At 65.9% G+C, this 23,786-nt stretch carries 24 protein-coding genes; 12 read left to right on the top strand and 12 right to left on the bottom strand.

The window, feature by feature from the left end:
* Window positions 1–159 precede the first annotated feature (159 nt).
* Window positions 160–1,089, top strand: a complete 930-nt coding sequence (locus tag AT700_RS15050; RefSeq protein ID WP_003088602.1) for an SdiA-regulated domain-containing protein — start codon at window positions 160–162, stop codon at window positions 1,087–1,089.
* Window positions 1,090–1,111: 22 nt separating this feature from the next.
* On the opposite strand, the gene AT700_RS15045 is transcribed toward AT700_RS15050, so the two are convergent.
* From AT700_RS15045 to mexX, 3 genes are read right to left on the bottom strand one after another with little or no spacing between them, the layout of a single operon-like run.
* Complete coding sequence (locus AT700_RS15045) at window positions 1,112–1,330, bottom strand: hypothetical protein (RefSeq protein WP_003100379.1); 219 nt, start codon at window positions 1,328–1,330, stop codon at window positions 1,112–1,114.
* Complete coding sequence (gene mexY / locus AT700_RS15040; protein ID WP_003088621.1) at window positions 1,330–4,467, bottom strand: multidrug efflux RND transporter permease subunit MexY; 3,138 nt, start codon at window positions 4,465–4,467, stop codon at window positions 1,330–1,332. Before mexY ends, AT700_RS15045 begins: the two co-directional genes overlap by 1 nt.
* Before the next feature lie 15 nt (window positions 4,468–4,482).
* Entirely contained in the window at window positions 4,483–5,673 is a 1,191-nt protein-coding gene (gene mexX, locus AT700_RS15035; RefSeq protein ID WP_003118551.1) for a multidrug efflux RND transporter periplasmic adaptor subunit MexX, read from the bottom strand.
* Window positions 5,674–5,837: 164 nt separating this feature from the next.
* Here mexX and amrR point away from each other — a divergent pair, with 164 nt between their 5' ends.
* Entirely contained in the window at window positions 5,838–6,470 is a 633-nt protein-coding gene (gene amrR / locus AT700_RS15030) for a TetR family transcriptional regulator AmrR (RefSeq protein WP_003088626.1), read from the top strand.
* Between the two features lie 5 nt (window positions 6,471–6,475).
* Here amrR and AT700_RS15025 read toward each other — a convergent pair whose 3' ends face one another.
* On the bottom strand, window positions 6,476–6,700 hold the full coding sequence (locus tag AT700_RS15025) for a DUF3203 family protein (protein WP_003100372.1): 225 nt from the start codon (window positions 6,698–6,700) through the stop codon (window positions 6,476–6,478).
* A gap of 153 nt (window positions 6,701–6,853) precedes the next feature.
* Between AT700_RS15025 and AT700_RS15020 the strand changes: the two genes are divergently transcribed.
* Both AT700_RS15020 and galU read left to right on the top strand, forming a co-directional pair.
* A complete protein-coding gene (locus tag AT700_RS15020; protein WP_003100370.1) occupies window positions 6,854–8,215 on the top strand; it encodes a UDP-glucose 6-dehydrogenase in 1,362 nt (453 codons plus the stop codon).
* Window positions 8,216–8,262: 47 nt separating this feature from the next.
* Window positions 8,263–9,102: a UTP--glucose-1-phosphate uridylyltransferase GalU gene (gene galU / locus AT700_RS15015; RefSeq protein ID WP_003088639.1), complete on the top strand. Its 840-nt coding sequence runs from the start codon at window positions 8,263–8,265 to the stop codon at window positions 9,100–9,102.
* A gap of 179 nt (window positions 9,103–9,281) precedes the next feature.
* Here the strand turns inward: galU and AT700_RS15010 are convergent, their stop codons facing one another.
* Window positions 9,282–9,704 carry a VOC family protein gene (locus tag AT700_RS15010; RefSeq protein ID WP_003139700.1) on the bottom strand — a complete coding sequence of 141 codons (423 nt, stop codon included), beginning with the start codon at window positions 9,702–9,704 and terminating at the stop codon, window positions 9,282–9,284.
* Window positions 9,705–9,848: 144 nt separating this feature from the next.
* Between AT700_RS15010 and gorA the strand changes: the two genes are divergently transcribed.
* Entirely contained in the window at window positions 9,849–11,204 is a 1,356-nt protein-coding gene (gorA, locus tag AT700_RS15005) for a glutathione-disulfide reductase (RefSeq protein ID WP_003160153.1), read from the top strand.
* Between the two features lie 54 nt (window positions 11,205–11,258).
* Here gorA and AT700_RS15000 read toward each other — a convergent pair whose 3' ends face one another.
* Together AT700_RS15000 and AT700_RS14995 are read right to left on the bottom strand one after the other, a co-directional pair.
* Window positions 11,259–12,260, bottom strand: a complete 1,002-nt coding sequence (locus AT700_RS15000) for a bile acid:sodium symporter family protein (protein ID WP_048521125.1) — start codon at window positions 12,258–12,260, stop codon at window positions 11,259–11,261.
* Between the two features lie 153 nt (window positions 12,261–12,413).
* Window positions 12,414–12,806: a hypothetical protein gene (locus tag AT700_RS14995; protein WP_003088646.1), complete on the bottom strand. Its 393-nt coding sequence runs from the start codon at window positions 12,804–12,806 to the stop codon at window positions 12,414–12,416.
* A gap of 132 nt (window positions 12,807–12,938) precedes the next feature.
* Between AT700_RS14995 and AT700_RS14990 the strand changes: the two genes are divergently transcribed.
* Window positions 12,939–13,412 (top strand): Lrp/AsnC family transcriptional regulator, encoded by a 474-nt coding sequence (locus AT700_RS14990; protein ID WP_023089872.1) that lies wholly within the window; start codon window positions 12,939–12,941, stop codon window positions 13,410–13,412.
* Between the two features lie 23 nt (window positions 13,413–13,435).
* On the top strand, window positions 13,436–13,735 hold the full coding sequence (locus tag AT700_RS14985) for a winged helix-turn-helix domain-containing protein (protein WP_003110681.1): 300 nt from the start codon (window positions 13,436–13,438) through the stop codon (window positions 13,733–13,735).
* A gap of 74 nt (window positions 13,736–13,809) precedes the next feature.
* Here the strand turns inward: AT700_RS14985 and AT700_RS14980 are convergent, their stop codons facing one another.
* Together AT700_RS14980 and AT700_RS14975 are read right to left on the bottom strand one after the other, a co-directional pair.
* Window positions 13,810–14,067, bottom strand: a complete 258-nt coding sequence (locus AT700_RS14980; protein ID WP_003100357.1) for a hypothetical protein — start codon at window positions 14,065–14,067, stop codon at window positions 13,810–13,812.
* Entirely contained in the window at window positions 14,064–14,318 is a 255-nt protein-coding gene (locus AT700_RS14975) for a DUF1127 domain-containing protein (protein ID WP_003100355.1), read from the bottom strand. The genes AT700_RS14980 and AT700_RS14975 overlap by 4 nt, the downstream gene beginning before the upstream one ends.
* A gap of 179 nt (window positions 14,319–14,497) precedes the next feature.
* Here AT700_RS14975 and AT700_RS14970 point away from each other — a divergent pair, with 179 nt between their 5' ends.
* The 3 genes from AT700_RS14970 (at window position 14,498) to AT700_RS14960 (ending at window position 17,639) form a co-directional block, all read left to right on the top strand.
* A complete protein-coding gene (locus AT700_RS14970; RefSeq protein ID WP_003088661.1) occupies window positions 14,498–15,922 on the top strand; it encodes a PLP-dependent aminotransferase family protein in 1,425 nt (474 codons plus the stop codon).
* Window positions 15,923–16,056: 134 nt separating this feature from the next.
* Entirely contained in the window at window positions 16,057–16,965 is a 909-nt protein-coding gene (locus AT700_RS14965; RefSeq protein ID WP_078801575.1) for a siderophore-interacting protein, read from the top strand.
* Window positions 16,965–17,639 carry a class I SAM-dependent methyltransferase gene (locus AT700_RS14960; RefSeq protein ID WP_003100350.1) on the top strand — a complete coding sequence of 225 codons (675 nt, stop codon included), beginning with the start codon at window positions 16,965–16,967 and terminating at the stop codon, window positions 17,637–17,639. Before AT700_RS14965 ends, AT700_RS14960 begins: the two co-directional genes overlap by 1 nt.
* A gap of 7 nt (window positions 17,640–17,646) precedes the next feature.
* Here AT700_RS14960 and AT700_RS14955 read toward each other — a convergent pair whose 3' ends face one another.
* Window positions 17,647–19,305 (bottom strand): thiamine pyrophosphate-binding protein, encoded by a 1,659-nt coding sequence (locus tag AT700_RS14955; protein ID WP_029610346.1) that lies wholly within the window; start codon window positions 19,303–19,305, stop codon window positions 17,647–17,649.
* A 733-nt stretch (window positions 19,306–20,038) separates the two neighbouring features.
* On the opposite strand from AT700_RS14955, the gene AT700_RS14950 reads away from it, so the two are divergent.
* Window positions 20,039–20,560, top strand: coding sequence for a class I SAM-dependent methyltransferase (locus tag AT700_RS14950; RefSeq protein WP_029610345.1), 522 nt, complete (start codon window positions 20,039–20,041; stop codon window positions 20,558–20,560).
* A 234-nt stretch (window positions 20,561–20,794) separates the two neighbouring features.
* Here AT700_RS14950 and AT700_RS14945 read toward each other — a convergent pair whose 3' ends face one another.
* Together AT700_RS14945 and AT700_RS14940 are read right to left on the bottom strand one after the other, a co-directional pair.
* The gene (locus AT700_RS14945) at window positions 20,795–21,109 is read right to left on the bottom strand and encodes an AzlD domain-containing protein (RefSeq protein WP_003088669.1); all 315 of its coding nucleotides are present in this window, start codon (window positions 21,107–21,109) and stop codon (window positions 20,795–20,797) included.
* Window positions 21,094–21,804, bottom strand: a complete 711-nt coding sequence (locus AT700_RS14940) for an AzlC family ABC transporter permease (RefSeq protein ID WP_003162262.1) — start codon at window positions 21,802–21,804, stop codon at window positions 21,094–21,096. Before AT700_RS14940 ends, AT700_RS14945 begins: the two co-directional genes overlap by 16 nt.
* Window positions 21,805–22,357: 553 nt before the next feature.
* Between AT700_RS14940 and AT700_RS14935 the strand changes: the two genes are divergently transcribed.
* The gene (locus AT700_RS14935) at window positions 22,358–23,734 is read left to right on the top strand and encodes a glutamine synthetase family protein (protein WP_003118546.1); all 1,377 of its coding nucleotides are present in this window, start codon (window positions 22,358–22,360) and stop codon (window positions 23,732–23,734) included.
* Window positions 23,735–23,786: the final 52 nt, after the last annotated feature.

The following is a 23,786-nucleotide window of genomic DNA, read 5'->3' as shown; positions in this document are numbered from 1 at the left end:
CGTAAAGCTGCGCCGAAATCCTGTCAACGCCTGGAACGGGGGAAAAATGACAGCCGTGAAAGATGCTTGTCAGAAAGATTTAATCGGCGCCTCATGAAAGGGCGCGGATGGCTCTGTTCTGCTTCGCCGAACACTGTGTTTCTCGGAGGAGTCGTAACGATGAGTCGGCTGATGACCTACAGGACGCTGCTGGCTTGCCTGCTCGCCGCGTTGCTTGCGCTGCTGGTGGCGGGCCAGCAGCAGCGCGCGTTCGAGCGAATCTGGTTCAAGCTGGAGCAGCGCTACGGCGGCGATGTTGCGCGCGAGAACGCCCTGCGCCTGGCCGACTATCGGGTCGATATCGAAGCCCGCGTGCTGGGCGCGGAGTCCAACGTGTCGGCGCTGTCCTTCGACCCCAGCCGGCGCAGCCTGGTCAGCGTGACCAACCAGGACCCGCATTTCCTCGAGCTGTCGCTGGACGGCGAATTGCTGCGACGCATCCCCCTGCGCGGTTTCCAGGATCCGGAGGCTATCGAGTACATCCGGCCCGGCGTCTACGTGGTCGCCGAGGAGCGTCGCCAACGCCTGGTGGAGATCCATGTCGACGCCGACACCCGGGTGATCGACATCGACGATCCGCGCAACGCCCGGAAGTTCTCCCTGGGCAGTGCAAACAAGCGCAACAAGGGCTTCGAGGGGTTGGCCTACGACCCGCTGCGCGAGCGCCTGTTCGTGGCCCGGGAAAAGGCGCCGGTGGGCATCATCGAGGTAAACGGCTTCTTCAACGACCGCGGCGAGGCGCTCGACCTGAGCGTCGGCGGCGACCCGCAGCGCGATCGCGGGTTGTTCCTCACCGATCTGTCGAGCCTCTACTACGACAAGGCCAGCGATCACCTGCTGGTGCTTTCCGACGAGTCGCGGGTGGTCATCGAACTGGATCGCGCCGGGGATCCGCTCGGCAGCCTGACCCTGCGTGGCGGCAACCATGGCCTGACGGACGACGTGCCGCAGGCCGAAGGGTTGGCGATGGACGACCGGGGCAGCCTGTACGTGGTCAGCGAGCCGAACCTGTTCTACCGCTTCAGCCGAGCGCTGCCAGCGGCCGACTAGGGTGGGAAAAGGACGGCGGAATTCAGGCTTGCGCGCCGGATAGCGCCGGCGCGTAGCCGATCATCTGTCGCAGCAGCGGGTCGGTGAACTGCTGTTGCCAGTCGTCCAGCTTGCCCCGAAGGTCGGGGCCGTTGGCCGGAACGATGGGGGCCGCGCGCGGCTGGCGAGGCGTCGGCGAGCAGGCGCCGAGCAGCCCGACGCACAGTGCCAGGGTGGGGAGCGAGAGTTTCGCTAGGGGCATCAGGCTTGCTCCGTGGGGATCTGGGGCGAGTTGCCGGTGCGCGGCGCCTTGCGCAACCGGAACAGGCGCCCGACCACCAGGAAGAACAGCGGTACCAGGAACACCGCGAGTACCGTGGCGGTGACGATCCCGCCGAGCACCCCGGTGCCGATGGCGACCTGGGCGCCGGAACCGGCGCCGCTGGAGAGCGCCAGCGGGACCACGCCGAAACCGAACGCCAGCGAGGTCATGACGATCGGTCGCAGGCGCAGGCGCGCGGCCTCCAGGGTCGCCTGCAGCAGGCTCATGCCTTCCTGGTAATGGTCCTTGGCCACCTCGATGATGAGGATGGCGTTCTTCGCCGAGAGGCCGATGATGGTGATCAGGCCGACCTTGAAGTAGATGTCGTTGGGCAGACCGCGCAGGCTCACCCCGAGCAGTGCGCCGAGTACGCCCAGCGGCACCACCAGGATCACCGCCAGCGGGATCGACCAGCTTTCGTAGAGGGCGGCCAGGGCGAGGAACACGATCAACACCGAGAGGGCGAACAGCGCCGGCGCCTGGGCGCCGGACAGGCGTTCTTCGAAGGACTGGCCGGACCACTCGTGGGCGATGCCCTCGGGCAGTCCCTGCATCAATTGCTCCATCGCCTGCATGGCTTCGCCGCTGCTGTAGCCCGGCGCGGCCTGGCCCTCGAGGTTGAACGAGGGATAGCCGTTGTAGCGGGTCAGTTGCGGCGGGCCGAGGGTCCAGGCGGCCTTGGCGAACGTCGCCAGCGGCACCATCTCGCCCTGCTCGTTGCGCACGTGAAGCCGGCCGATGTCGTCGATGCCCAGGCGCTTGGCGCCGTCGGCCTGGACCACCACCTTGCGCACCTGGCTACCGTGCATGAAGTCGCCGATGTAGTCCGAGCCGAACATCACCGCCAGGGTGGTGTTGATCTCGTCCATGCTCACGCCGAGGGTCTCCGCCTTGCGCCGGTCGATGTCCAGGCGGATCTGCGGCGCCTCGCCCTGGCCGGCGAACATCACGTTGGCCAGGCGCGGGTCTTCGGCGGCGCGCGCCAGCAACTGGTCGCGGGCCTTGACCAGGGCCTCGTAGCCAACCCCGCCACGGTCCTGCAGGCGGAAGTCGAAGCCGCTGGTGGAACCCAGGTCCGGCAGCGGCGGCGAGTTCATCGCATACACCGTACGGTTGGGCAGGCCGGCGAAGCGCTGGTTGATGCGCTCGACGATGGCGCCGACGTGCTGGCTGGCCTCCCGGCGTTCCGACCAGTCCTTCAGGGTGGCGAAGATCATCGCCGAGCTGGTGCCGTCGCCGTACAGGCTGAAGCCGCCGACCGCATAGGCGTAGGCCACCGGTTCGTGCTCCGCCAGGTAGCGCTCGACGTCGCCGACGTTGGCCATGGTCTCCGCCATCGGCGTGCCTTCGGGCTGCATCACCATGATCATGAAGTCGCCCTGGTCCTCTTCCGGCAGGAACGCCTGCGGCAGGCGCACGAAGAGCAGGGCGACCACGCCGATGACCAGGGCGTAGACCAGCATCCAGCGGATCGGCCGGGCGAGGATGCCGGCCACCGCGTTGCGGTAGCGTCCGGTCAGGCGCAGGAAGGCGCGGTTGAACCAGCCGAAGAAGCCGCGCTTCTCATGGTGGTCGGCGTCGATCGGGCGCAGCAGGGTGGCGCACAGGGCCGGGGTCAGCGACAGCGCGAGGAACGCCGAGAAGCCGATGGAGACCGCCAGGGTCACCGCGAACTGGCGGTAGATGTTGCCCACCGCGCCGCTGAAGAACGCCATCGGCACGAACACCGAGACCAGCACCACGGTGATGCCGACGATGGCCCCGCTGATCTGGCGCATCGCCTTGACCGTGGCGTCGTGCGGCGACAGGCCTTCCTCGGCCATCAGCCGCTCGACGTTCTCCACCACGATGATCGCGTCGTCCACCAGGATGCCGATCGCCAGGACCATGCCGAACATGGTCAGCACGTTGATCGAGAAGCCCAGGCCGAGCATCACCGTGAAGGTGCCCAGCAGGGCCACCGGCACCACCAGTGTCGGGATCAGGGTGGCGCGGAAGTTCTGCATGAACAGGTACATCACGGCGAACACCAGCAGCATCGCCTCGAGCAGGGTGCTGACCACCTTCCTGATCGAGATCTCGACGAACGCCGAGGTGTCATAGGGGATGTTGTAGCTCACGCCCTCCGGGAAGTAGCGCGACAGCTCGTCGAGGGTGGCGCGGATGCGCTTGGCGGTGGCCACCGCGTTGGAGCCGGGCGCCATCTTCACCGCCAGGCCGGTGGCGGTCATCTGGTTGACCCGCGAGACGAAGCCGTACTCGCTCTGGCCGAACTCGACGCGGGCCACGTCGCGCAGGCGGATCGCGCCGCCGTCGGCGCGGATGCGCAGCGGAATTTCGCCGAACTGCTCGGGCGTCACCAGGGTGTCGTCGACCTTCACCGTGGCGCTGATCGGCGCCGAGTCGGGGACCCCGAGGTTGCCGATGTCGCCCACGGTGAGGCGGGCGTTGTGCCGGCGCACGGCGTTGACCAGGTCGCTGGCGCTGAGGTTCATCGAGGTCAGCTTGGCCGGGTCGGGCCAGATGCGCATGGCGTACTCGGCGCCCCAGGTCTCGACCTTGCCCACGCCCTCCACCCGGCGCAGCGCCTGCAACACGTTGGACGAGGCGATCTCGCCCAGCTCCATGGCGTCGTAGCGGCCGCTGGAGGAGGTAAGGGTAACGATCAGCTGGATGCTGTCCGCCGCCTTCTCCACGTAGATGCCGTCGCGCCGCACCGATTCGGGCAGGCGCGACTCGACGATCTTCAGGCGGTTCTGCACTTCCACCGCGGCGAGGTCGGCGTTCACGCCCTGGCGGAAGGTCAGGGTCAGCGAGGCCTGGCCGGTGCTGCTGGTGGCCTTGGTGTAGAGCAGGCCGGGCGCGCCGTTCATCTCGCGCTCGATGATCGCGGTCACCGCTTCCTCGACCACCTTGGCCGAGGCGCCGGGATAGCTGGCGCTGACGTTGACCACCGGCGGCGCGATGTCCGGGTACTGGGCGACCGGCAGGAAGCGGATCGCCAGGACCCCGGCGAGCACGATCAGCAGGGAGATCACCCAGGCGAAGACCGGCCGGTCAATGAAGAAACGAGCCATTCGTAGCGTTCTCCGTCACTGGCCCGCCGGCGAGGCGGCCAGCGGTGAGGGGGCGTCGGCGCTGGCCGGCTGGCGGACCACCGCCTGGACGCTGGAGCCGGCGGCATGCTGGGCGGCGTTCTCGACGATCACACGCTCGCCGCCCTTGAGCCCGCGGCTGATGATCCAGTCGCGGCCCTGCAGGGTGTCGGCGCGGACCTCCACGTCTTCCACCACGCCCTGTGGGTTGACCACCTTGACCACGGCGGACTGGGCGGTACGGATCAGCGCGTCGCGCGGGACGGTGATCGCCTGCGGGTTCACCGCGCGCTGCAGGCGCACCTGCACGTAGCCGCCGGGCAGCAATTCGCGATGCGGATTGCGGAACAGGGCACGCATGGCGATGGTGTCGGTGCCGGGGTCGACCGCCAGGTCGGAGAACAGCAGCTCGCCGGCCAGCGGGTACTCGCTGCCGTCGGCCAGGACCAGGCGCACGGCGATGTCCTTGTCGGCGACACCCTTCACCTGGCCTTCGCGGATCGCCCGCTGCATGGCGGCGACTTCGCCGGCCGGCTGGGAGAAGTTCACGTAGATCGGATCGATCTGCTCGACGCGGGTCAGCGGTGTCGGCGAGTCCTCGCCGACCAGCGCGCCTTCGGTGACCAGCGCACGCCGCGCGCGGCCGTCGATCGGCGCGGTGACCGTGGCGTAGCCCAGGCGCAGGCGGGCCTGCTCCAGTTCGGCCTTGGCCGAGGCGATCTGCGCCAGGGCCTGGCGCGCGTCGGTCTGCGCTTCGGTGTACTCGCGTTCGCTGATGGCGCGGTCCTTGATCAGGTCGGCGTAGCGCTTGAGCTTGTCGGCCGCCGCCGCGTGGCTGGCCTCGGCCCGGGCCAGGGCGCCGCGGCTGATGTCCAGGGCCGCCTTCAAGGGCGCAGGGTCGATCTGGAACAGCACGGTGCCGGCGCGGACGTCCTGGCCTTCCTCGTACAGGCGACGGGTGACGATGCCGGCGACGCGCGCCCGCACTTCAGCCTGGCGGTACGCTTCCAGGCGTCCGGGCAGCTCGCTGGTGATGCCGATAGGCGCCGGCCTGGCGACGATCACGCCGACCTCGGCGGGGGCCTCCGCAGTCTTCCCGGCGTCCGCTGCTTCTTCGCAGCCCAGCAGGAATAGGGCGACCAGGGCCGCCAGCAGCCCGCGCAGCGAGCCGGTCCATTGGATGTGCATGGGTGTCCCTCGATTCGTGAACTCGCGAGCTTGCCCGGGAAAGGGCACCGCAACTCACGAGCGGCGCGACAGTAGCATATAATCAATCATGAGTGATTAATTAATTGGCGTTTCTGTAACATATCCTTATGATCTGCGGCGCCTTTCCCTTGTGAGGACGTTCAGTGGCCAGGAAAACCAAAGAGGAATCCCAGAAAACCCGCGACGGCATACTCGATGCCGCCGAGCGGGTTTTCCTGGAAAAGGGCGTGGGCACCACTGCCATGGCCGACCTGGCGGACGCCGCCGGGGTTTCTCGCGGTGCGGTCTACGGCCACTACAAGAACAAGATCGAGGTCTGCCTGGCGATGTGCGACCGCGCCTTCGGCCAGATCGAGGTACCCGACGAAAACGCCAGGGTGCCGGCGCTGGATATCCTCCTGCGCGCCGGCATGGGCTTTCTCCGCCAGTGCTGCGAGCCCGGTTCGGTGCAGCGGGTGCTGGAGATCCTCTACCTCAAGTGCGAACGCAGCGACGAGAACGAGCCGCTGTTGCGCCGCCGCGAGCTGCTCGAGAAGCAGGGGCAACGCTTCGGCCTCCGGCAGATCCGCCGGGCGGTGGAGCGCGGCGAACTGCCGGCGCGGCTGGACGTCGAGCTGGCCAGCATCTATCTGCAATCGCTCTGGGACGGCATCTGCGGCACCCTGGCCTGGACCGAGCGCCTGCGCGACGATCCCTGGAACCGCGCCGAACGCATGTTTCGCGCCGGACTCGACAGCCTGCGCAGTTCTCCCTACCTGTTGCTGGCGGACGCCTGAGGGCGTCAATCGTCCGCCATCAGGTGCCTGCGCTGGTCCTCGGCGCCGGCGACCACCAGCCGCTGGGCGTCTTCCTCGCTGATGTGCAGGCGCTTGCCGTCGATGTAGAGCACCGACAGGCGCGCCTCGGCGTCGGTACCGATGCGCAGGCTGTCGACCGGCGCGCGATGCCGGCTGCCTTCGATCTCCACGCTGCAGACGCCTTGTTCCGAATCGATTTCGATGGACATGGGAGCCTCCTGTTTTTTCCGCCTACCTTGGGTGGACCCCAGGCATCCGCGCGGGTTCTGTCACGGTAGCTTCACGCCAGCGTCACGCGCCTGCCACCGCGCTTGGCTGCAATCGTCCGCAGAGAGAGGGCGAGGCCAGCGGAGGACGACGCCATGCGGCTATGCGTGATTGGTGCGGGCTATGTGGGACTGGTGACGGCGGCCTGTTTCGCCGAGATGGGCAACCAGGTGCGTTGCGTGGAGCGTGACCGCGAGCGGGTCGCGCGGCTGAGACGCGGCGAGATGCCGATCTACGAACCGGGCCTGGAAAGCATCCTGCGCGATCAGCTGGACGCCGCCCGCCTGACCTTCACCGCCAGCCTGGCGGAAGGCCTGGCCGACGCCGAAGTGGTGTTCATCGCCGTCGGCACGCCGTGCGGCGAGGACGGCTCGGCCGACCTCAGCCACGTGCTGGCGGTCGCCGAGCAACTTGGCGCGCAACTGCGCCAGGCCTGCATCGTGGTCAACAAGTCGACCGTGCCGGTGGGCACCGCCGAACGGGTCGAAGAGATCATCCGCCTGGGCCTGGCGCGCCGGCGCAAGCGCTTCCGGGTGGCGGTGGCGAGCAATCCGGAGTTCCTCAAGGAAGGCTCGGCGGTGGACGACTTCAGGCGCCCGGACCGGGTCATCATCGGCAGCGCCGAGACGCAGGCCGGGGAAACCCTGCGCCAGCTCTACGCGCCGTTCCTGCGCAATCACGAGCGGGTCCTGCTGATGGGGCGTCGCGAGGCCGAGTTCAGCAAGTACGCGGCCAATGCCTTCCTCGCCACCAAGATTTCCTTCATGAACGAGATGGCCGGGCTGTGCGCCCTCACCGGCGTCGACATCGAGGACGTGCGCCGCGGCATGGGTAGCGACAAGCGCATCGGTACCCATTTCATCTACGCCGGCTGCGGCTACGGCGGCTCGTGCTTTCCCAAGGACGTCCGCGCGCTGATCCGCAGCGCCGAGCAACAGGGCTTCGACAGCCAGATACTGCGTGCGGTGGAAGCGCGCAACGCGCGGCAGAAGGAGCTGCTCTTCGAGACCCTCGGCGAGCTGTTCCAGGGACGCTGGCAAGGGCGCACGGTGGCGCTCTGGGGGCTGGCCTTCAAGCCGGGTACCGACGACCTGCGCGAGGCGCCGAGCCTGGTCCTGCTGGAGGCGCTGCTGCGCCACGGGGTGCGGGTCAGGGCCCATGATCCGGTGGCCAACGCCGGGGTCGCGGCACGCTATCCGGAAGCTGTGGCCTGCGCCCGATTGACGCTCCACGACTCGCCCTACGCCGCCGTCGAGGGCGCCGATGCCCTGGTGCTGGTGACCGAGTGGAAACAGTTCCGCCAGCCGGACTTCCAGAAAATCCGTGGATCCATGCGAACTCCCCTGTTGGTCGACGGTCGGAATCTCTACGCACCGGCGCGGATGGCGGAACTGGGCTTCATCTACCAGGGCATAGGACGTCCAAGGGCCGGGCATTGTAAGGCGAGCGCAGCCTGATTAGACTGCGCGCCATCCGCATACTTCGTCCATGTCGAAGGATTCTCATGATCAAGAAATGTCTTTTCCCGGCCGCCGGTTACGGCACTCGTTTCCTCCCGGCCACCAAGGCCATGCCCAAGGAAATGCTGCCGGTGGTGAACAAGCCGCTGATCCAGTACGCGGTGGAGGAGGCGCTGGAAGCCGGCCTTTCCGAGATCGGCATCGTCACCGGCCGCGGCAAGCGTTCGCTGGAAGACCACTTCGACATCAGCTACGAGCTGGAACACCAGATCCGCAACACCGACAAGGAAAAGTACCTGGTCGGCATCCGTCGGCTGATCGACGAGTGCACCTTCGCCTACACCCGCCAGGTGGAGATGAAGGGCCTCGGCCACGCCATCCTCACCGGTCGTCCGCTGATCGGCGACGAGCCGTTCGCCGTGGTCCTGGCCGACGACCTGTGCCTGAACCTCGAAGGCGACAGCGTGCTGAAGCAGATGGTCAAGCTGTACAACCAGTTCCGCTGCTCCATCGTGGCGATCCAGGAAGTGCCGCCGGAAGAGACCAACAAGTACGGCGTGATCGCCGGCGAGATGATCCGCGACGATATCTTCCGGGTGAACACCATGGTCGAGAAGCCGAAGCCGGAAGAGGCGCCGTCGAACCTGGCGATCATCGGCCGCTACATCCTGACCCCGGACATCTTCGACCTGATCGAGCAGACTGAACCGGGCAAGGGCGGCGAGATCCAGATCACCGATGCCCTGATGAAGCAGGCTCAGGACGGCTGCGTGCTGGCCTACAAGTTCAAGGGCAAGCGTTTCGACTGCGGCAGCGCCGAGGGCTACATCGAGGCGACCAACTTCTGCTACGAAAACCTCTACAAGACCGGCAAGGCTCACTGAGCCTCGCCGTTCCCGATGAAGAACGCCGCGTCCCCGATGGGGGCGCGGCGTTTTTCGTATGGGGCGAACGGCCATGGGGTTATCCGCTCTACCCGAGCTGTCGGCGGGCGTGGCGTTGTTGGCGTCGGGCGAATAACCCCGCCAGCCTGGCCTGGGCCACGCGGCGCCTCCGCGCCCGGTCAGAGAATCGGTAGTGCCTCGGAACCCGGCCCCAGCGGCTGGCCGTAGCTGAACTCCACATAGTTGCCCGCGGGATCGCGCAGGCCGCAGTAGTAGCCGACCGGATAGGGCTCGTCGCGCGGCGCCCAGACCAGGCAGCCGGCGGCCTCGGCGCGGCGCGCCAGATCGTCTACCGCGGCGCGGCTGGAGAGGGCGAAGCCGAAATGACTGTAATCGTCGCTGGCCAGGTTGCGCGGCTGGCCGCCGGGCATGATGACGAAGATGAAGCGTTGTTCCTGGCCGGGTTCGGCCATCCAGACGATCTGCGAGCCTTTGCCGGGGCGCCGGTGGATCACCCGCATGCCGCAGAAGGTTTCGTAGAAGGCGATGCAGGCGTCGAGGTCGGGGACGTGCAGCGCCAGGTGGGTGAGGGTGGGGGACATCGCGCTTACCTCCACGGACAAGCATAGCCCATCGCCTGCCAGGCCCTGCGCTGAGCCGTTTCGACAGGTTTCTGCGTCGATCCGGCGGGAGCCGACGCTGGTGAATGGGTTATGCTGGAACGCATCTGATCCAGGAGTAGGAACATGTCTTTCGATTTCGATCTGTTCGTCATCGGCGCCGGCTCAGGGGGCGTACGCGCCGCCCGCTTCGCCGCCGGCTTCGGTGCCCGTGTCGCGGTGGCGGAGAGTCGCTACCTGGGTGGCACCTGCGTCAACGTCGGCTGCGTGCCGAAGAAGCTGCTGGTCTATGGCGCGCATTTCAGCGAGGACTTCGAGCAGGCCCGGGCCTATGGCTGGAGCGCCGGCGAGGCGCAGTTCGACTGGGCGACCCTGATCGGCAACAAGAACCGCGAGATCCAGCGGCTCAACGGGATCTACCGCAACCTGCTGGTGAACAGCGGGGTGACCTTGCTCGAAGGTCACGCCCGTCTGCTCGATGCGCACAGCGTCGAGGTGGACGGCCAGCGCTTCAGCGCCAAGCACATTCTCGTTGCCACCGGTGGCTGGCCGCAGGTGCCGGACATTCCCGGCAAGGAACACGCGATCACCTCCAACGAAGCGTTCTTCCTCGAGCGCCTGCCGCGCCGCGTGCTGGTGGTCGGCGGCGGCTACATCGCCGTCGAGTTCGCCTCGATCTTCAACGGGCTCGGCGCCGAGACCACCTTGCTCTACCGTCGCGACCTGTTCCTGCGCGGCTTCGACCGCAGCGTCCGCGAGCATCTGCGCGACGAATTGGGCAAGAAGGGCCTGGACCTGCAGTTCAACAGCGACATCGCCCGTATCGACAAACAGGCCGATGGCAGCCTGGCCGCGACCCTCAAGGACGGCCGGGTGCTGGAGGCGGACTGCGTGTTCTATGCCACCGGGCGGCGGCCGATGCTGGATGACCTTGGCCTGGAAAACACCGGAGTGAAGCTGACCGACAAGGGCTTCATCGCGGTCGACGAGCATTACCAGACCAGCGAGCCGTCGATCCTCGCCCTCGGTGACGTGATCGGTCGCGTCCAGTTGACCCCCGTGGCGCTGGCCGAGGGCATGGCGGTGGCACGGCGATTGTTCAAGCCGGAGGAGTATCGCCCGGTGGACTACAAGTTGATTCCCACCGCGGTGTTCAGCCTGCCCAACATCGGCACCGTCGGCCTGACCGAGGAGGAGGCGCTGAGCGCCGGGCACAAGGTGAAGATCTTCGAGAGCCGCTTCCGGCCGATGAAGCTGACCCTTACCGACGACCAGGAAAAGACCCTGATGAAGCTGGTCGTGGATGCCCACGACGACAGGGTGCTGGGTTGCCACATGGTCGGCGCCGAGGCCGGCGAGATCCTCCAGGGTATTGCGGTGGCGATGAAGGCCGGGGCGACCAAGCAGGCGTTCGACGAGACCATCGGCATCCACCCGACCGCGGCGGAAGAGTTCGTCACCCTGCGCACGCCGACGCGCTGAGCCGCGTCTGAACGAAGAAGCCGGCCCCTGGGCCGGCTTCTTTCATTTTCGCGCTCAGCGCGAGGGGGCCTCGGCCAGCGCCGCCGCTGCGTCGTCGCGGCGCCTGGCGTAGCGTTGCGCGAGTACCGCGCAGACCATCAGCTGGATCTGGTGGAACAGCATCAGCGGCAACACCATCGGTCCCACCACACTGGTGGCGAACAGCACCTTGGCCATGGGCACGCCGGTGGCCAGGCTCTTCTTCGAACCGCAGAAGACGATGGTGATCTCGTCTTCCTTGCTGAAGCCCAGGCGTCGCGCCAGCACCGTGGTCAGCACCAGGGCCAGGGCGAGGATCACGCAGCAGGCGACGGTCAGGCCGAGCAGCGCCAGCCAGGGTACTTCGTGCCACAGGCCCTGGATCACCGCGGCGCTGAAGGCGGTGTAGACCACCAGCAGGATCGAGCCCTGGTCGACATAGCGCAGCACCGGCTTGTTGCGCTCCACCCAGGTGCCGATCCAGCGCCGCAGGACCTGGCCAGCGATGAAGGGTACCAGCAGTTGCAGGGTGATCTTGCCGATGGCGTCCAGCGCGTTGCCGGTCTCGCCTTCGGCGCCGAGCAGCAGCTTGACCAGCAGCGGGGTAAGGAATACGCCGAGCAGGCTCGACACGGAAGCGCTGCATACCGCTGCCGGCACGTTGCCGCGCGCCAGCGAGGTGAAGGCGATGGAGGATTGCACCGTGGCCGGCAGGGCGCAGAGGAACAGGATGCCGAGGTACAGCTCCGGGGTGACCATCGGCGACAGTGCCGGTTTCAGCGCCAGGCCGAGCAGCGGGAACATCACGAAGGTGCAGGCGAACACCAGCAGGTGCAGGCGCCAGTGGGTCATGCCGGCGATGATCGCCTGGCGCGACAGCTTGGCGCCGTGGAGGAAGAACAGCAGGCCGATGCCGATGTTGGTCACCCATTCGAAGACCACGGCGGTCTGGCCGCTGCAGGGCAGGAAAGTGGCGAGAAGGACGGTGGCGATCAGCGCCAGGGTGAAGTTATCCGGAAGGAAACGCGGTCGGGACATGGGCACGCTCTGCAGGATCGGGGGAACACATGGCAGTCTTCTGGCTGCCTGGCGAACCTGCACTGTAGCCATGGGCTGGGCGACCGGCTAACGCCAGAAGGCCAGCCGATGACGCCGAATGGACAGGGCGGCCGCCGCGCCGCCCCGAGGGGCTCAGACGACGCTGGCCAGCAGCGGCTCGCTGACGCTGGGACGGACCTTGCCGGCATGGGGAGAGAACTCCAGGCGGACGGCGAGCACGGTGACCAGCGAGCGCAGCTTCTCCGCGATCACGCTGGCGCGGTGCTGGCTGAGGCCGGGGAAGGTCAGCAGCAGGCGGATCTTGTGGTCCTCGCGGTCGGCGCGAACCCGCTCCGGGGTGAAGGATTGCACGGCGAACAGGTTGAGCACCCGGCACAGCAGGTCCGGATCGGCCATGCCCTCGATATGGAAGATCGACAGGGTCTCGGTATCTGCGCAGGAGGTTTCCCAGACGTTCGGGCGGATCACCTGGCGTTCTTCGCCGTCAGGGTGTTTGGCCAGGAAAAGGGGGGCGAGGGTTGACATGTGACGCTCCAGGCAGTGTTTCGACGAGAGAAATTCTCCCAGAGGCGTGCCGGATTTTTTCTCCTGTTTTTGCGTGATTTTGCGCTATATGTGCATACTTGATTCCTATATTTTTCTTTGTAGAGAATATTTATGTCCATTCCATTGGATATCTACGATCAGCGTATTCTTGCGTTGCTGCAGGAGGAATCCTCGCTTTCCACCGCCGACATCGCCGAGCGCATCGGACTTTCCCAGTCGCCCTGCTGGCGGCGCATCCAGCGCCTGAAGGAGGAGGGGGTGATCCGCAAGCAGGTGACCCTGCTCGACCGCAAGAAGATCGGCCTGAATACCCAGGTATTCGCCCAGATTAAGCTCAACGCCCATGGGCGCAAGAACCTCACCGATTTCGCCGAGGCGATGCACCAGTTTCCCGAGGTGCTGGAGTGCCACGTACTGATGGGCGCGGTGGACTTCATGCTGCGTATCGTCACCCGCGATATCGAATCCTACGAACGCTTTTTCTTCGAGAAACTGTCGGCGGTGCCGGGCATCCAGGAAGTGAACTCCATCGTCGCCTTGTCGGAAATCAAATCCACCACTACCTTGCCCCTGCTCGCTCCCTGAGCCTTCCCGGAGAACGCCTGCCCATGACCATCAGCAAGACCAAGTCCAGCTTCTACCGCCGCCTCTACGTCGCCTACCTGATCGACAGCGGCACCGCCAGCGTGCCGGAGATCATGGCCGCCACCGGCATGCCCCGGCGTACCGCACAGGACACCATCGCCGCGCTGGAGGAACTGGACATCGTCTGCGAGTTCGAGCAGCGGGAGGGTGCGCGCAACCACCAGGGCGGCTATGTCATCCGCGACTGGGGGGCGGTACGGCGGGAGTGGGTGGTCGAGCAGCATCGGCGAATCGCGGCGGCGCTGGAGTATCCGGCGCAATGAGCCACGCGCTGGCGGCCACAGGCATATAAAAGAAGGAGGGGCTCAAACTGCCTCCCCTCCCGAGCATGCGTTCTTCAGATGCCGCGCTGTTCCAGGGTGGCCTGGCGGGCGCGCTGGGCCAGCTCCTCGGCGGGCTGGACGCTGCTGCCGGCGGTAGGCGGCGGTGCCGGCATATGCGGCTTGAGGTAGGCCGCCAGGCTGACGCCGCAGTAGACCAGCAGGGCCATGGCGATCAGCGCCTTGTATGGGTCGATGTCGGATCGGCGCTTGCAGACCATACAGATATGCCCTTCGCTGGCTGGGCGTTCGCCACAGTTGCGACAGCGGATCATGCCTTCCTCCCGCCGGATTTTCCTGCCTGCCAGAACGCCAGCGAGGCTTCCTCGCGGGCCTGCTCGGCGCTCAGGCCGATATCCTTCAGTTCCGCCGCTTCCAGGTCCAGCAGCGCGCGCCGGGTCAGCTGGCGTTGCCGGGCCAGGCGATAGCCGCGACGCAGGGCCTGCGCCAGGTTGTCCATCGCGGCGAGTGGGAAGGGGCCATCGAGGCGTTGGCGGCGCTCGGATTTCGCACTGAGTCGCGTCATGCTGCGTACTCCATATTGATCGGCTGGACGACGAAGATAGAATGGCCATCGCGCGCTGTTCCGTACAGGTCCAGAAAAGGTGGGTTGACTGCATACAGATCAAGCGCTCCCCGGCCTGAATGGTGGATTTCGCCACCATCTGTACCGGTCCCGCTTTCGCTCACCCTGGAGTCCCGCTCATGACCCTTTATCTGCAACTCGCCGAGACCCTCGGTTCGCGCATCGAACAGGGCCTCTACCGTCCGGGCGACCGGCTGCCCTCGGTGCGGGCCATGAGCATCGAGCACGGCGTCAGCCTGAGCACCGTGCAACAGGCATACAGGCTGCTGGAAGATCGCGGGCTGGCCGAGCCGCGGCCGAAGTCCGGCTATTTCGTACCGGCCGCGCGACAGATGCCGCCGCTGCCGGCGATCGCCCGCCTGGCCCAGCGGCCGGTGGAAATCTCGCAATGGGAGCAGGTGCTGGCCCTGGTCAGCACGGTGCCGCGACCGGACGTGGTCCAGCTCGGCCGCGGCATGCCGGACATCTCCAGCCCTTCGCTGAAACCGCTGACCCGCAGCCTGGCCCGGCTCAACCGCCACGCCGACGCCCGTGCGCTGGCCTACGACGGGATCCACGGCTCGCCGTTGCTGCGCGAGGAAGTCGCCCGCCTGTTGGTGGACTCCGGCTGTCGGGCCACCGCCAGCGACGTGGTGATCACCACCGGCTGCCACGAGGCCCTGTCGGTGAGCATCCGCGCGGTGTGCGAACCGGGCGATATCGTCGCGGTGGAGTCGCCGAGCTTCCATGGCGCCATGCAATCGCTGAAAGGCCTCGGCATGAAGGCCCTGGAGATCCCCACCGATCCGGTCAACGGCATCAGCCTGGAAGCCCTCGAACTGGCGCTGGAACAGTGGCCGATCAAGGCCATCCAGGTGACCCCGAACTGCAACAACCCGCTCGGCTACATCATGCCCGAGTCGCGCAAGCGGGCGCTGCTGGCCCTGGCCCAGCGCTACGACGTGGCGATCATCGAGGACGATGTCTACGGCGACCTGGCCTACACTTATCCGCGCCCGCGCACCATCAAGTCGTACGACGACGATGGCCGGGTGCTGCTCTGCGGGTCGTTCTCCAAGGTCCTGGCGCCGGGCCTGCGGATCGGCTGGATGGTACCCGGGCGCTACGCCGACCGCGTGCTGCACATGAAGTACATCAGTACCGGCGCCAGCGCCCTGCAACCGCAACTGGCGATCGCCGAATTCATCGGCAACGGCCACTACGAGCCGCACCTGCGGCGCATGCGCGCCCAGTACCAGCGCGGACGCGACCTGATGATCGACTGGGTGGCGCGCTATTTCCCGGAGGGCACCCGCGCCAGCCGCCCCCAGGGCGGTTTCCTGCTCTGGGTCGAGCTGGACGAGGCGTTCGACACCCTGCGCCTGGACAAGGCCTTGCGCAACCGCGGCGTACAAGTCGCGGTGGGCTGCATCTTCTCCGCTTCCGGCAAGTACCGGAACTGCCTGCGGATGAACTACGCGGCGTTGCCGACCCCGGCCATCGAGCAGGCGGTCAGGCGAGTAGGGGAGAGCGCTTGCGAGCTGCTGGAGCCTTGCGAGGCCTGAGCGACAGTCGTGCTTTCGACGCAGTCGACGATTGCACAAATAGCAAATGCTAATCATTCGTATTGTTTGCTAGAGTTGCCTGACGCATGCATCCGCCGGCTCCACTGGGCGCCGGTCACCAGGAGACCATCGTCATGTCGCAACCCGCCTATCGTCTGTTCAATGTCGAACTCAAGCGCCGTGAGCAACTCAGCCCGGCGCTGACCCGCTTCGTCTTCGGCGGTCCGGAGGTCGCCGAGATGAAGACCCTTGCCGCCGACCAGCGGATCAAGATCTTCTTCCCCGATGCCAGCGGCCAGCCGCCCAGCCTGCCCGGCGGCAGCGAGTGGTACCAGGCCTATCGCAGCGTCGAGCCGGCCCGCCGGCCGCCGATGCGTACCTACACCATCCGTGCGCTGCGCGCCGAGCAGGAAGAGGTCGACGTGGAGTTCGTCCTCCACGGCGAGAACGGCCCGGCCTCGGCCTGGGCGACCCACGCGCGGATCGGCGACCGCCTGCAACTGGCCGCGCCCAACCGGCAATACGGCGATGACCCCGGCGGCTACGAATGGAAGCCGCCGGCTGGCGTCCGCCATATCCTGCTGATCGCCGACGAAACCGCCTTGCCCGCGGTGGCGGGAATTCTCGAGGAGCTGGCCGGCGAAGCCGAGCCGCCGGTGGTCGAGGCCTTTCTCGAAGTGCCGGGAGAAGCCGATATCCTCGACCTGCCGGCGATTCCCGGTGCGCGCCTGCACTGGCTGCCGCGCCACCAGGCCGGCATCCATTCGCGCAACGGCGAGCGGATGATCGAGGCGGCGCGCCAGGCGCGGCTGCCGGAGCGCGAGGTGGCGGGTGGTGCGGCCCAGGAGCTGGAGGACATCGATATCGACGAGGAGATCCTCTGGGAACTGGCGAGCCCCGAGAGCGGCAGTTTCTACGCCTGGGTCGCCGGCGAGTCGGCGGCGGTGATGGCGATCCGGCGCTACCTGGTGCAGGAGCGCGGTATCGACAAGCGTCATCTGACCCTGATGGGCTATTGGCGCCTGGGCAAGGTGCTCGACTGATGGGCCGCTTCGTCGGGAAACAGGCGGACGGCTACGAGACGCGGATCGGCCGCCTGTTGCCGGGCTACGAGTTGCTGCACCTGCTCAGTCGCGCGCAGTTGCTGGCCCGTCTGCCGGAACGGGCGCGCCTGCTCAGCGTCGGCTGCGGCGCCGGCGGCGAACTGGCGGAGCTGGCAGGGTTGCGTCCAGGCTGGCGTTTCGTCGCGGCGGACCTGTCGGCCGACATGCTCGCCCTGGCCCGCCAGCGCTGCGCCAGGCTCGGCCTGCTGGAGCGGATCGAGCTGCACTGCGGCGACGTCGCCGGGCTACCGCCTGCGCCGCCTTGCGATGCGGCGCTGGTCCTGCTGGTGCTGCATTTCCTGCGCGGCGACCAGGCCAAGCGGCGCTTCCTCGAGGCGGTCGCCGAGCGTCTGGCGCCAGCGGCGCCGTTGCTGCTGGCCAACCTGATGGAAGCCCGGGACGCCTTCGAACGCCCGGTGCAGGCCGAGGCCTGCCGTTTGGCCGGGCTTTCCCCGGAGGACAGCGACGGCATGCTGCAACGCTTGCGCGAGGATTTCGATCCGTTGTCCGAGCAGCGCCTCGGCGAACTGCTGGAAGACACCGGCTTCGTCCTGCCCAGCCGCTATTTCCAGGCCGTGGGCTACCAGGCCTGGATCGCCTTCCGCGCCGGCTGAGGATGCCTCAGGCGAGGCGCGCCTGCGGCGTGATCTGGCGTGGGTCGGTCAGCAGCTCCAGCAGCGCCGGGCGTCCGCTTTCGCGGGCGCGGCGGAACGCGGCGGGGAAGTCGGCGCTGCATTCCACTCGTTCGGCGTGGGCGCCGAAGGCTCGCGCCAGGGCGACGAAGTCGGGGTTGTCCAGGCGGGTGGCGGATACCCGCCCGGGATATTCGCGTTCCTGATGCATGCGGATGGTGCCGAGCATGCCGTTGTTGACCACGATCACCACCGGCGTCGCGCCGAACTGCGCGGCGGTCGCCAGCTCCTGCGGATACATCATGAAACAGCCGTCGCCGGCGAAGCACACCACGCTGCGCTGCGGATCGCGCAGGCTGGCGGCGATCGCGGCGGGCAGGCCGTAGCCCATGGCGCCGTTGGTCGGCGCCAACTGCGTGCGGGCCTGGCGATAGCGGTAGAAGCGATGCACCCAGACGGCATAGTTGCCGGCACCGTTGGCGATCACCGCGTCGTCCGGCAGGTTTTCGCTGAGGTACGCGACCACGGACGCCAGGTCGACGCCCTGGATGGCGGGGTCGCTCGCGGCCGGGGTCGAGTAGGCCAGGTAGTCGGCATGGGCGGCTTCGCGCCAGTCCTGCCAGGTGCTCGAGGGCAACGGCGCGAGGTCGGCCAGGGCCTCGGCGAAGGTACACGGGGTGGCCTGGATCGGCAGTCGCGCCAGGTAGACGCGGTTCAGTTCCGCGCTGTCCGGATGCACGTGGACCAGCGTCTGCGCGGGGGCCGGACTACGCACCAGGCTGTAGCCGGCGCTCGGCGTTTCGCCCAGGCGCGCCCCGACCACCAGCAGCAGGTCGGCCTGGCGCAGCCGCTCCAATAGTGCCGGCGCCGCGCCGAAGCCCAGTTGCCCGGCGTAGTGCGGGTCACGGTTGTCGAACAGGTCCTGGCGACGGAACGAGGTGGCCACCGGTAGGCCATTGGCCTCGACGAAGGCGCCTAGCCGTTTCCTGGCGGCGCCGTCCCAGCCGCTGCCGCCAAGTACCAGCAGGGGCCGCCTGGCGTTCGCCAGCAGTTCGCGCAGTTCTGCCATCGCCGTGGCGCCCGGCCGCCCCGGAAGCACCCTTGGCACCGGCGCATCGGCGACCTGCGCGGAACCAAAGAGGATTTCCTCGGGCAGGGCGACCACGACCGGGCCCGGTCGGCCCGAGGTGGCGACGCTGAAGGCGCGGCCGACGATCTCCGGGATGCGTTCGATACGGTCGATTTCCACGGCCCACTTCGCCAGGCCCGAGAACATCTGCACGTAGTCGACTTCCTGGAACGCCTCGCGGCCCTTGAAGGCGCTTTCCACCTGGCCGACGAACAGGATCATCGGCGTCGAGTCCTGCTGCGCCGTGTGCACGCCATTCGCCGCATGGGTGGCACCGGGGCCGCGGGTGACGAAGCAGATGCCTGGTCGGCCGGTCAGCTTGCCGTAGGCATCGGCCATGTTCGAGGCGGCACCCTCGTGGCGGGTGACGACGGTGCGGATGCCGTCGGCGTCGTACAGCGCGTCGAGCACCGGCAGGTAGCTTTCCCCGGGGATGCAGTAGACGGTATCGACGGCATTGCGCCGCAATGCCTCTATCAGGATCTGCCCGCCGTTGCGCTGGGGAAGGGAGTCGGACATGAGGGCCTCGCTGCGCACGTTGTGGTTGCCCCGATCTTCGGCCCAAAGCGCGCCAGCGCCAAGCGACCTTTCTTCGCGAGTTCATTCCCGTGGCGCATGAACCCTCGTTCTTCGTTCCGGGGGAGGCCCCTTTCAGCACTTCATCTGGAAGGGATGGGCCTGGAGCGTCATCGCAACGGATCTCCCCTAGGCGGATCGGAGAGCGCGGTTTTCCGTTCGTTTCTCCATCTTCTCCTCAACTATGTCTATGTAACTATTTCCTCTAGCAAAAAGGATTGTTCTTACATTATTTATAAATTTTCTTTGTTAGTTTTTCCTCGCGCCGTGCTGTTTGGCTGCTTCCTGAGGGGAAGATCTTTGCTGGGGCGCTGAGATAGAGGGCGAGTTGTTGTTTGGTTGTCGGCAAGTTTCGGCTTTTTATCTTTTAGTCCGATGGGCAAGGGTATCAATGAGCAGGGAGGTTTTTAGGGTGAAATTTTTATCCGGTTTCTGGGAACGCCGTCGTTCGAGTGGCACTCCTCTAGTGTGTATCGAAGAGCGTGGCAGTGGTGCAGGCGAATTCTCGTCGGTGTCCCGTAGGGTTGAAACTGCTCCTGACGTACGTAGCGTTGCGTCTGCAGATCCGGAGCAGTGGATACATTCCCAGGAGTACGAGCTTTCTTTCTGGAAGGATAAATGGCCCTATCGCCATCTGTCTGTCGAGGAACTACAAGAGGCCCGGCATAAGGATGCAATGTGGTTTCTTGGGAAGATGGGGTTCACGTACGGCTCCTCGCATTATCGCTACGAAGGTTTTGAAGGTAAGGTTTTGGAAGTAGGTAGTGGGCCGATCGGCTTTTTCGAGAAGGTCGAAGGCGTGACAGTGACTGCCCAGGACTCATTGATGGGGCTGTATGCAGAGAACCTTCCATTCTCGACTCTCGGGGAAAGAGGTTCTTCTTGTTATATAAGGGATGGTGTTGCCGATATAGAGAGTGCTTTCGATTTCGTCGTTTGCTCAAATGTGCTTGACCATACGGCCGACTGGATCCAGTTCCTGATTGACTGTGTGGGTAGGTTGAGGACGGGCGGTGAGCTACTGTTGGTGACTGACTCTCGCGGAGTTCCAGCAATCGGGCATACACAGATATTCAGCCATGATCAACTGGTTCGTGTCTTGGAGTTGCTGGGGGCAAAGCAGTTCAAGGTGAAAGCCGTCGAGCGGGAGGATGGCGTTCACTGTGACTATCGTCATTATTTTCGGGTGATTTTCTAAAGTGCTCCCCGTCAATTGCTTTGCCTGGGCGGGCGCCAGGTTTACGCGTGTTTATCCAGGCTAGATAGAAGGGAGATGGTTGCTATCAGGTACTGCATCGATAGTAGCCTGGCTGTCAGCCGGATAGCGGCTGCTCCGGAGCATCTGGTGGGCCATATAGCCGCCCGCCGCGAGTTTGTATGAACCCTGCAAGGGGCTGCATGCAGAGGTCATGCCGTCAGCGACTGACATCGATCAAATCAGCCACCACTTGAACAGGAAGAAGAACGCCATGCCCAGCAGCATGCTCGCCAGGGTATTGCGGGTATAGAGCACCAGCGCCACGGTGACTGCGCCGCTGACCAGGTAGGGATTGTCGTAGCCGAGGTCGATGCGGCCCTCGGGCATGAACACGATGGGGCCGCAGATCGCCGTGAGCATTCCCGGCACGGCGAAACCGAGGAACTGCCGCAGGTTGCTGCCGAGGCGGATCGGCAGGCGCGGTTCGAGGAACAGGTAGCGGTTGAGGAAGACGATCGCGCCCATCCCGAAGATCACTGCCCAGACCATGGCGCCTCCCGATACAGCTTGTTGCAGATGAAACCGGCGGCCATCCCGGCGAGACCGGCGAGGACCAGCGCCGAACTCCATTGCCAGTGGCTGAACAGCACCGAGCAGAACAGCGAGGTGGCCACGCAGACTAGCGTCGGTACGTTGCGCACCAGCGGCGCGACCAGCGCGATGAAGGTGGCGGCGATGGAGAAATCCAGGCCCAGGTGTTCGAGACCGGGAATGCTGCGGCCAAGCAGGATGCCGGCGAGGGTGAACAGGTTCCAGGCGATATAGAAGGTCAGGCCGACGCCGAGGGCGTACCAGCGGTTGAAGTTGCGCCGGTCGTGCTGGCTGGCGAGGGCGAAGAACTCGTCGGTGAGCAGGAAGCCCAGGCCGATCCGCCAGCGTCCCGGCAGAGGCGACAGGACCGGCCGCAAGCTCATGCCGTAGAGCAGGTGCTGCGAGGTCAGGAGGAGGGTGGTGAAGATGATCGAAAAGAACCCGGCACCGCCCTTGAGCATGCCGATCGCCACCAACTGGGCGGCGCCGGCGAAGACGATGGCGGACAGGCCCTGGCCCTCGGCCGGGGTGAGGTTGGCTTCGATGGCCATCGATCCCGCCAGCAGCCCCCAGGGCGCGACGGCCAGGGACAATGGGAGGATGGCGACGGCGCCGCGGAGAAAGGCTTGGCGGGGCAGGTCGTGGGCAGTCATGGGGGCATGGCGGTGGTGAACGTCGGTCCAGCATGCCAGCAGGCGCATCGGGCTGGCTTGAACGATCTTGCTCTTCGTATCCGTTATCCACGCAGGCGAAAGCGGCCGGTGTCCTTCCTTATATAAGGAGGACGGGCAGGGCAGGCGGCGGACGAGCGAGGGCCGCTCGAGGGCGCTGCGAAGAATCGAGGGAGAGAAGAACCGGAGCGGAGCTAACGCGGATGCTGACCGATCTTGTGGCCGCGGAACTTGGCGCCGAGGGACGGCTGGTAGGACATGGAACACCCGGTTTATTGCTGTTGTAGGGTTGGCACAGCTTAGCCTTGTTCAATTTTTCGTACAACGGAGCCTGTAAAATATCTGCTGCACCAGGTTGAACACCTTGCCTGGCCTGGCTTTGGCCGCTTTCGCGATGCGCTGGAAGGCCCTGTCTACGGCTATTTCGCCGTCCGCGAGGGCGACGAGAGGGCTATTGACAACAAATTGGCTTTCCGATTGACTCTGGCTCCAGCCCCCGCATGATTGAAATTTTTAACAAAAAAGGTGTTGCATCATGTCGGTACCCCTGCGTGCCGTTCAGCTCACTGAGCCGAGCCTGTTCCTTCAGGAACATCCCGAGGTCCAGTTCGTCGACCTTCTGATTTCAGACATGAATGGCGTGGTTCGCGGCAAGCGAATCGAACGCAACAGTCTGCCCAAAGTCTTCGAAAAAGGTATCAACCTTCCCGCTTCCCTGTTCGCCCTCGATATCACCGGCTCCACCGTAGAGAGTACCGGCCTGGGTCTCGACATCGGCGACGCCGACCGGATCTGCTACCCGATCCCCGGCACCCTCTCCATGGAACCCTGGCAGAAGCGCCCGACCGCGCAACTGCTGATGACCATGCATGAGCTGGAAGGTGATCCCTTCTTCGCCGACCCCCGCGAAGTCCTGCGCCAGGTGGTGGCCAGGTTCACCGAGATGGAACTGACCATCGTCGCCGCCTTCGAGCTGGAGTTCTACCTGATCGACCAGGAGAACGTGAACGGCCGGCCGCAGCCGCCGCGCTCGCCGATCTCCGGCAAGCGTCCGCAGTCGGTGCAGGTGTACTCTATCGACGACCTCGACGAATACGTCGAGTGCCTCCAGGACATCATCGACGGCGCCCGCGCCCAGGGCATCCCGGCCGACGCCATCGTCGCCGAATCCGCACCGGCGCAGTTCGAGGTCAACCTGCATCACGTCGCCGACCCGATGAAGGCCTGCGACTATGCGGTGCTGCTCAAGCGCCTGATCAAGAACATCGCCTACGACCATGAGATGGACACCACCTTCATGGCCAAGCCCTATCCGGGCCAGGCCGGGAACGGACTGCACGTACACATCTCGCTGCTCGACAAGCATGGCAACAACATCTTCACCAGCGAGGATCCCGAGCAGAACGCCGCATTGCGCCATGCGATCGGCGGCGTGCTCGAGACCCTGCCGGCCTCTATGGCCTTCCTCTGCCCGAACGTCAACTCCTACCGCCGCTTCGGTTCGCAGTTCTACGTGCCGAACGCGCCGAGCTGGGGCCTGGACAACCGCACCGTGGCCCTGCGCGTGCCCACCGGCAGCCCGGACGCGGTACGCCTGGAACATCGCGTCGCCGGCGCCGACGCCAACCCCTACCTGCTGCTGGCCTCGGTGCTTGCCGGGGTGCACCACGGGCTGACCAACAAGGTCGAGCCGGGCGCGCCGATCGAAGGCAACTCCTACGAGCAGTTGGAGCCGAGCCTGCCGAACAACCTGCGCGACGCCCTGCGCGAACTGGACGACAGCGAGATCCTGGCGAAGTACATCGATCCGAAGTACATCGACATCTTCGTCGCCTGCAAGGAAAGCGAGCTGGAGGAGTTCGAGTACTCGATCTCCGACCTCGAGTACAACTGGTACCTGCACACCGTGTGAGCATGGGCGGGCGGCTCCGGTCCGGCGCCGCCCGCCCGTTCTTCCGTCGAGG

The sequence above is a fragment of the Pseudomonas aeruginosa genome (assembly GCF_001457615.1).
In the GTDB taxonomy this organism is placed as follows: Bacteria; Pseudomonadota; Gammaproteobacteria; order Pseudomonadales; family Pseudomonadaceae; genus Pseudomonas; species Pseudomonas aeruginosa.
Note: the sequence above shows the minus strand (reverse complement) of the source record. Positions and strands in the feature narration are given on the sequence as shown.

Coding starts and splice junctions, on each gene's coding strand:
- AT700_RS15050 (WP_003088602.1), top strand. CDS start 160: ATGAGTCGGCTGATGACCTACAGGACGCTGCTGGCTTGCCTGCTCGCC.
- AT700_RS15045 (WP_003100379.1), bottom strand. CDS start 1,330: ATGCCCCTAGCGAAACTCTCGCTCCCCACCCTGGCACTGTGCGTCGGG.
- mexY (WP_003088621.1), bottom strand. CDS start 4,467: ATGGCTCGTTTCTTCATTGACCGGCCGGTCTTCGCCTGGGTGATCTCC.
- mexX (WP_003118551.1), bottom strand. CDS start 5,673: ATGCACATCCAATGGACCGGCTCGCTGCGCGGGCTGCTGGCGGCCCTG.
- AT700_RS15025 (WP_003100372.1), bottom strand. CDS start 6,700: ATGTCCATCGAAATCGATTCGGAACAAGGCGTCTGCAGCGTGGAGATC.
- AT700_RS15020 (WP_003100370.1), top strand. CDS start 6,854: ATGCGGCTATGCGTGATTGGTGCGGGCTATGTGGGACTGGTGACGGCG.
- galU (WP_003088639.1), top strand. CDS start 8,263: ATGATCAAGAAATGTCTTTTCCCGGCCGCCGGTTACGGCACTCGTTTC.
- AT700_RS15010 (WP_003139700.1), bottom strand. CDS start 9,704: ATGTCCCCCACCCTCACCCACCTGGCGCTGCACGTCCCCGACCTCGAC.
- gorA (WP_003160153.1), top strand. CDS start 9,849: ATGTCTTTCGATTTCGATCTGTTCGTCATCGGCGCCGGCTCAGGGGGC.
- AT700_RS15000 (WP_048521125.1), bottom strand. CDS start 12,260: ATGTCCCGACCGCGTTTCCTTCCGGATAACTTCACCCTGGCGCTGATC.
- AT700_RS14995 (WP_003088646.1), bottom strand. CDS start 12,806: ATGTCAACCCTCGCCCCCCTTTTCCTGGCCAAACACCCTGACGGCGAA.
- AT700_RS14990 (WP_023089872.1), top strand. CDS start 12,939: ATGTCCATTCCATTGGATATCTACGATCAGCGTATTCTTGCGTTGCTG.
- AT700_RS14985 (WP_003110681.1), top strand. CDS start 13,436: ATGACCATCAGCAAGACCAAGTCCAGCTTCTACCGCCGCCTCTACGTC.
- AT700_RS14980 (WP_003100357.1), bottom strand. CDS start 14,067: ATGATCCGCTGTCGCAACTGTGGCGAACGCCCAGCCAGCGAAGGGCAT.
- AT700_RS14975 (WP_003100355.1), bottom strand. CDS start 14,318: ATGACGCGACTCAGTGCGAAATCCGAGCGCCGCCAACGCCTCGATGGC.
- AT700_RS14970 (WP_003088661.1), top strand. CDS start 14,498: ATGACCCTTTATCTGCAACTCGCCGAGACCCTCGGTTCGCGCATCGAA.
- AT700_RS14965 (WP_078801575.1), top strand. CDS start 16,057: ATGTCGCAACCCGCCTATCGTCTGTTCAATGTCGAACTCAAGCGCCGT.
- AT700_RS14960 (WP_003100350.1), top strand. CDS start 16,965: ATGGGCCGCTTCGTCGGGAAACAGGCGGACGGCTACGAGACGCGGATC.
- AT700_RS14955 (WP_029610346.1), bottom strand. CDS start 19,305: ATGTCCGACTCCCTTCCCCAGCGCAACGGCGGGCAGATCCTGATAGAG.
- AT700_RS14950 (WP_029610345.1), top strand. CDS start 20,039: ATGTGGTTTCTTGGGAAGATGGGGTTCACGTACGGCTCCTCGCATTAT.
- AT700_RS14945 (WP_003088669.1), bottom strand. CDS start 21,109: ATGGTCTGGGCAGTGATCTTCGGGATGGGCGCGATCGTCTTCCTCAAC.
- AT700_RS14940 (WP_003162262.1), bottom strand. CDS start 21,804: ATGACTGCCCACGACCTGCCCCGCCAAGCCTTTCTCCGCGGCGCCGTC.
- AT700_RS14935 (WP_003118546.1), top strand. CDS start 22,358: ATGTCGGTACCCCTGCGTGCCGTTCAGCTCACTGAGCCGAGCCTGTTC.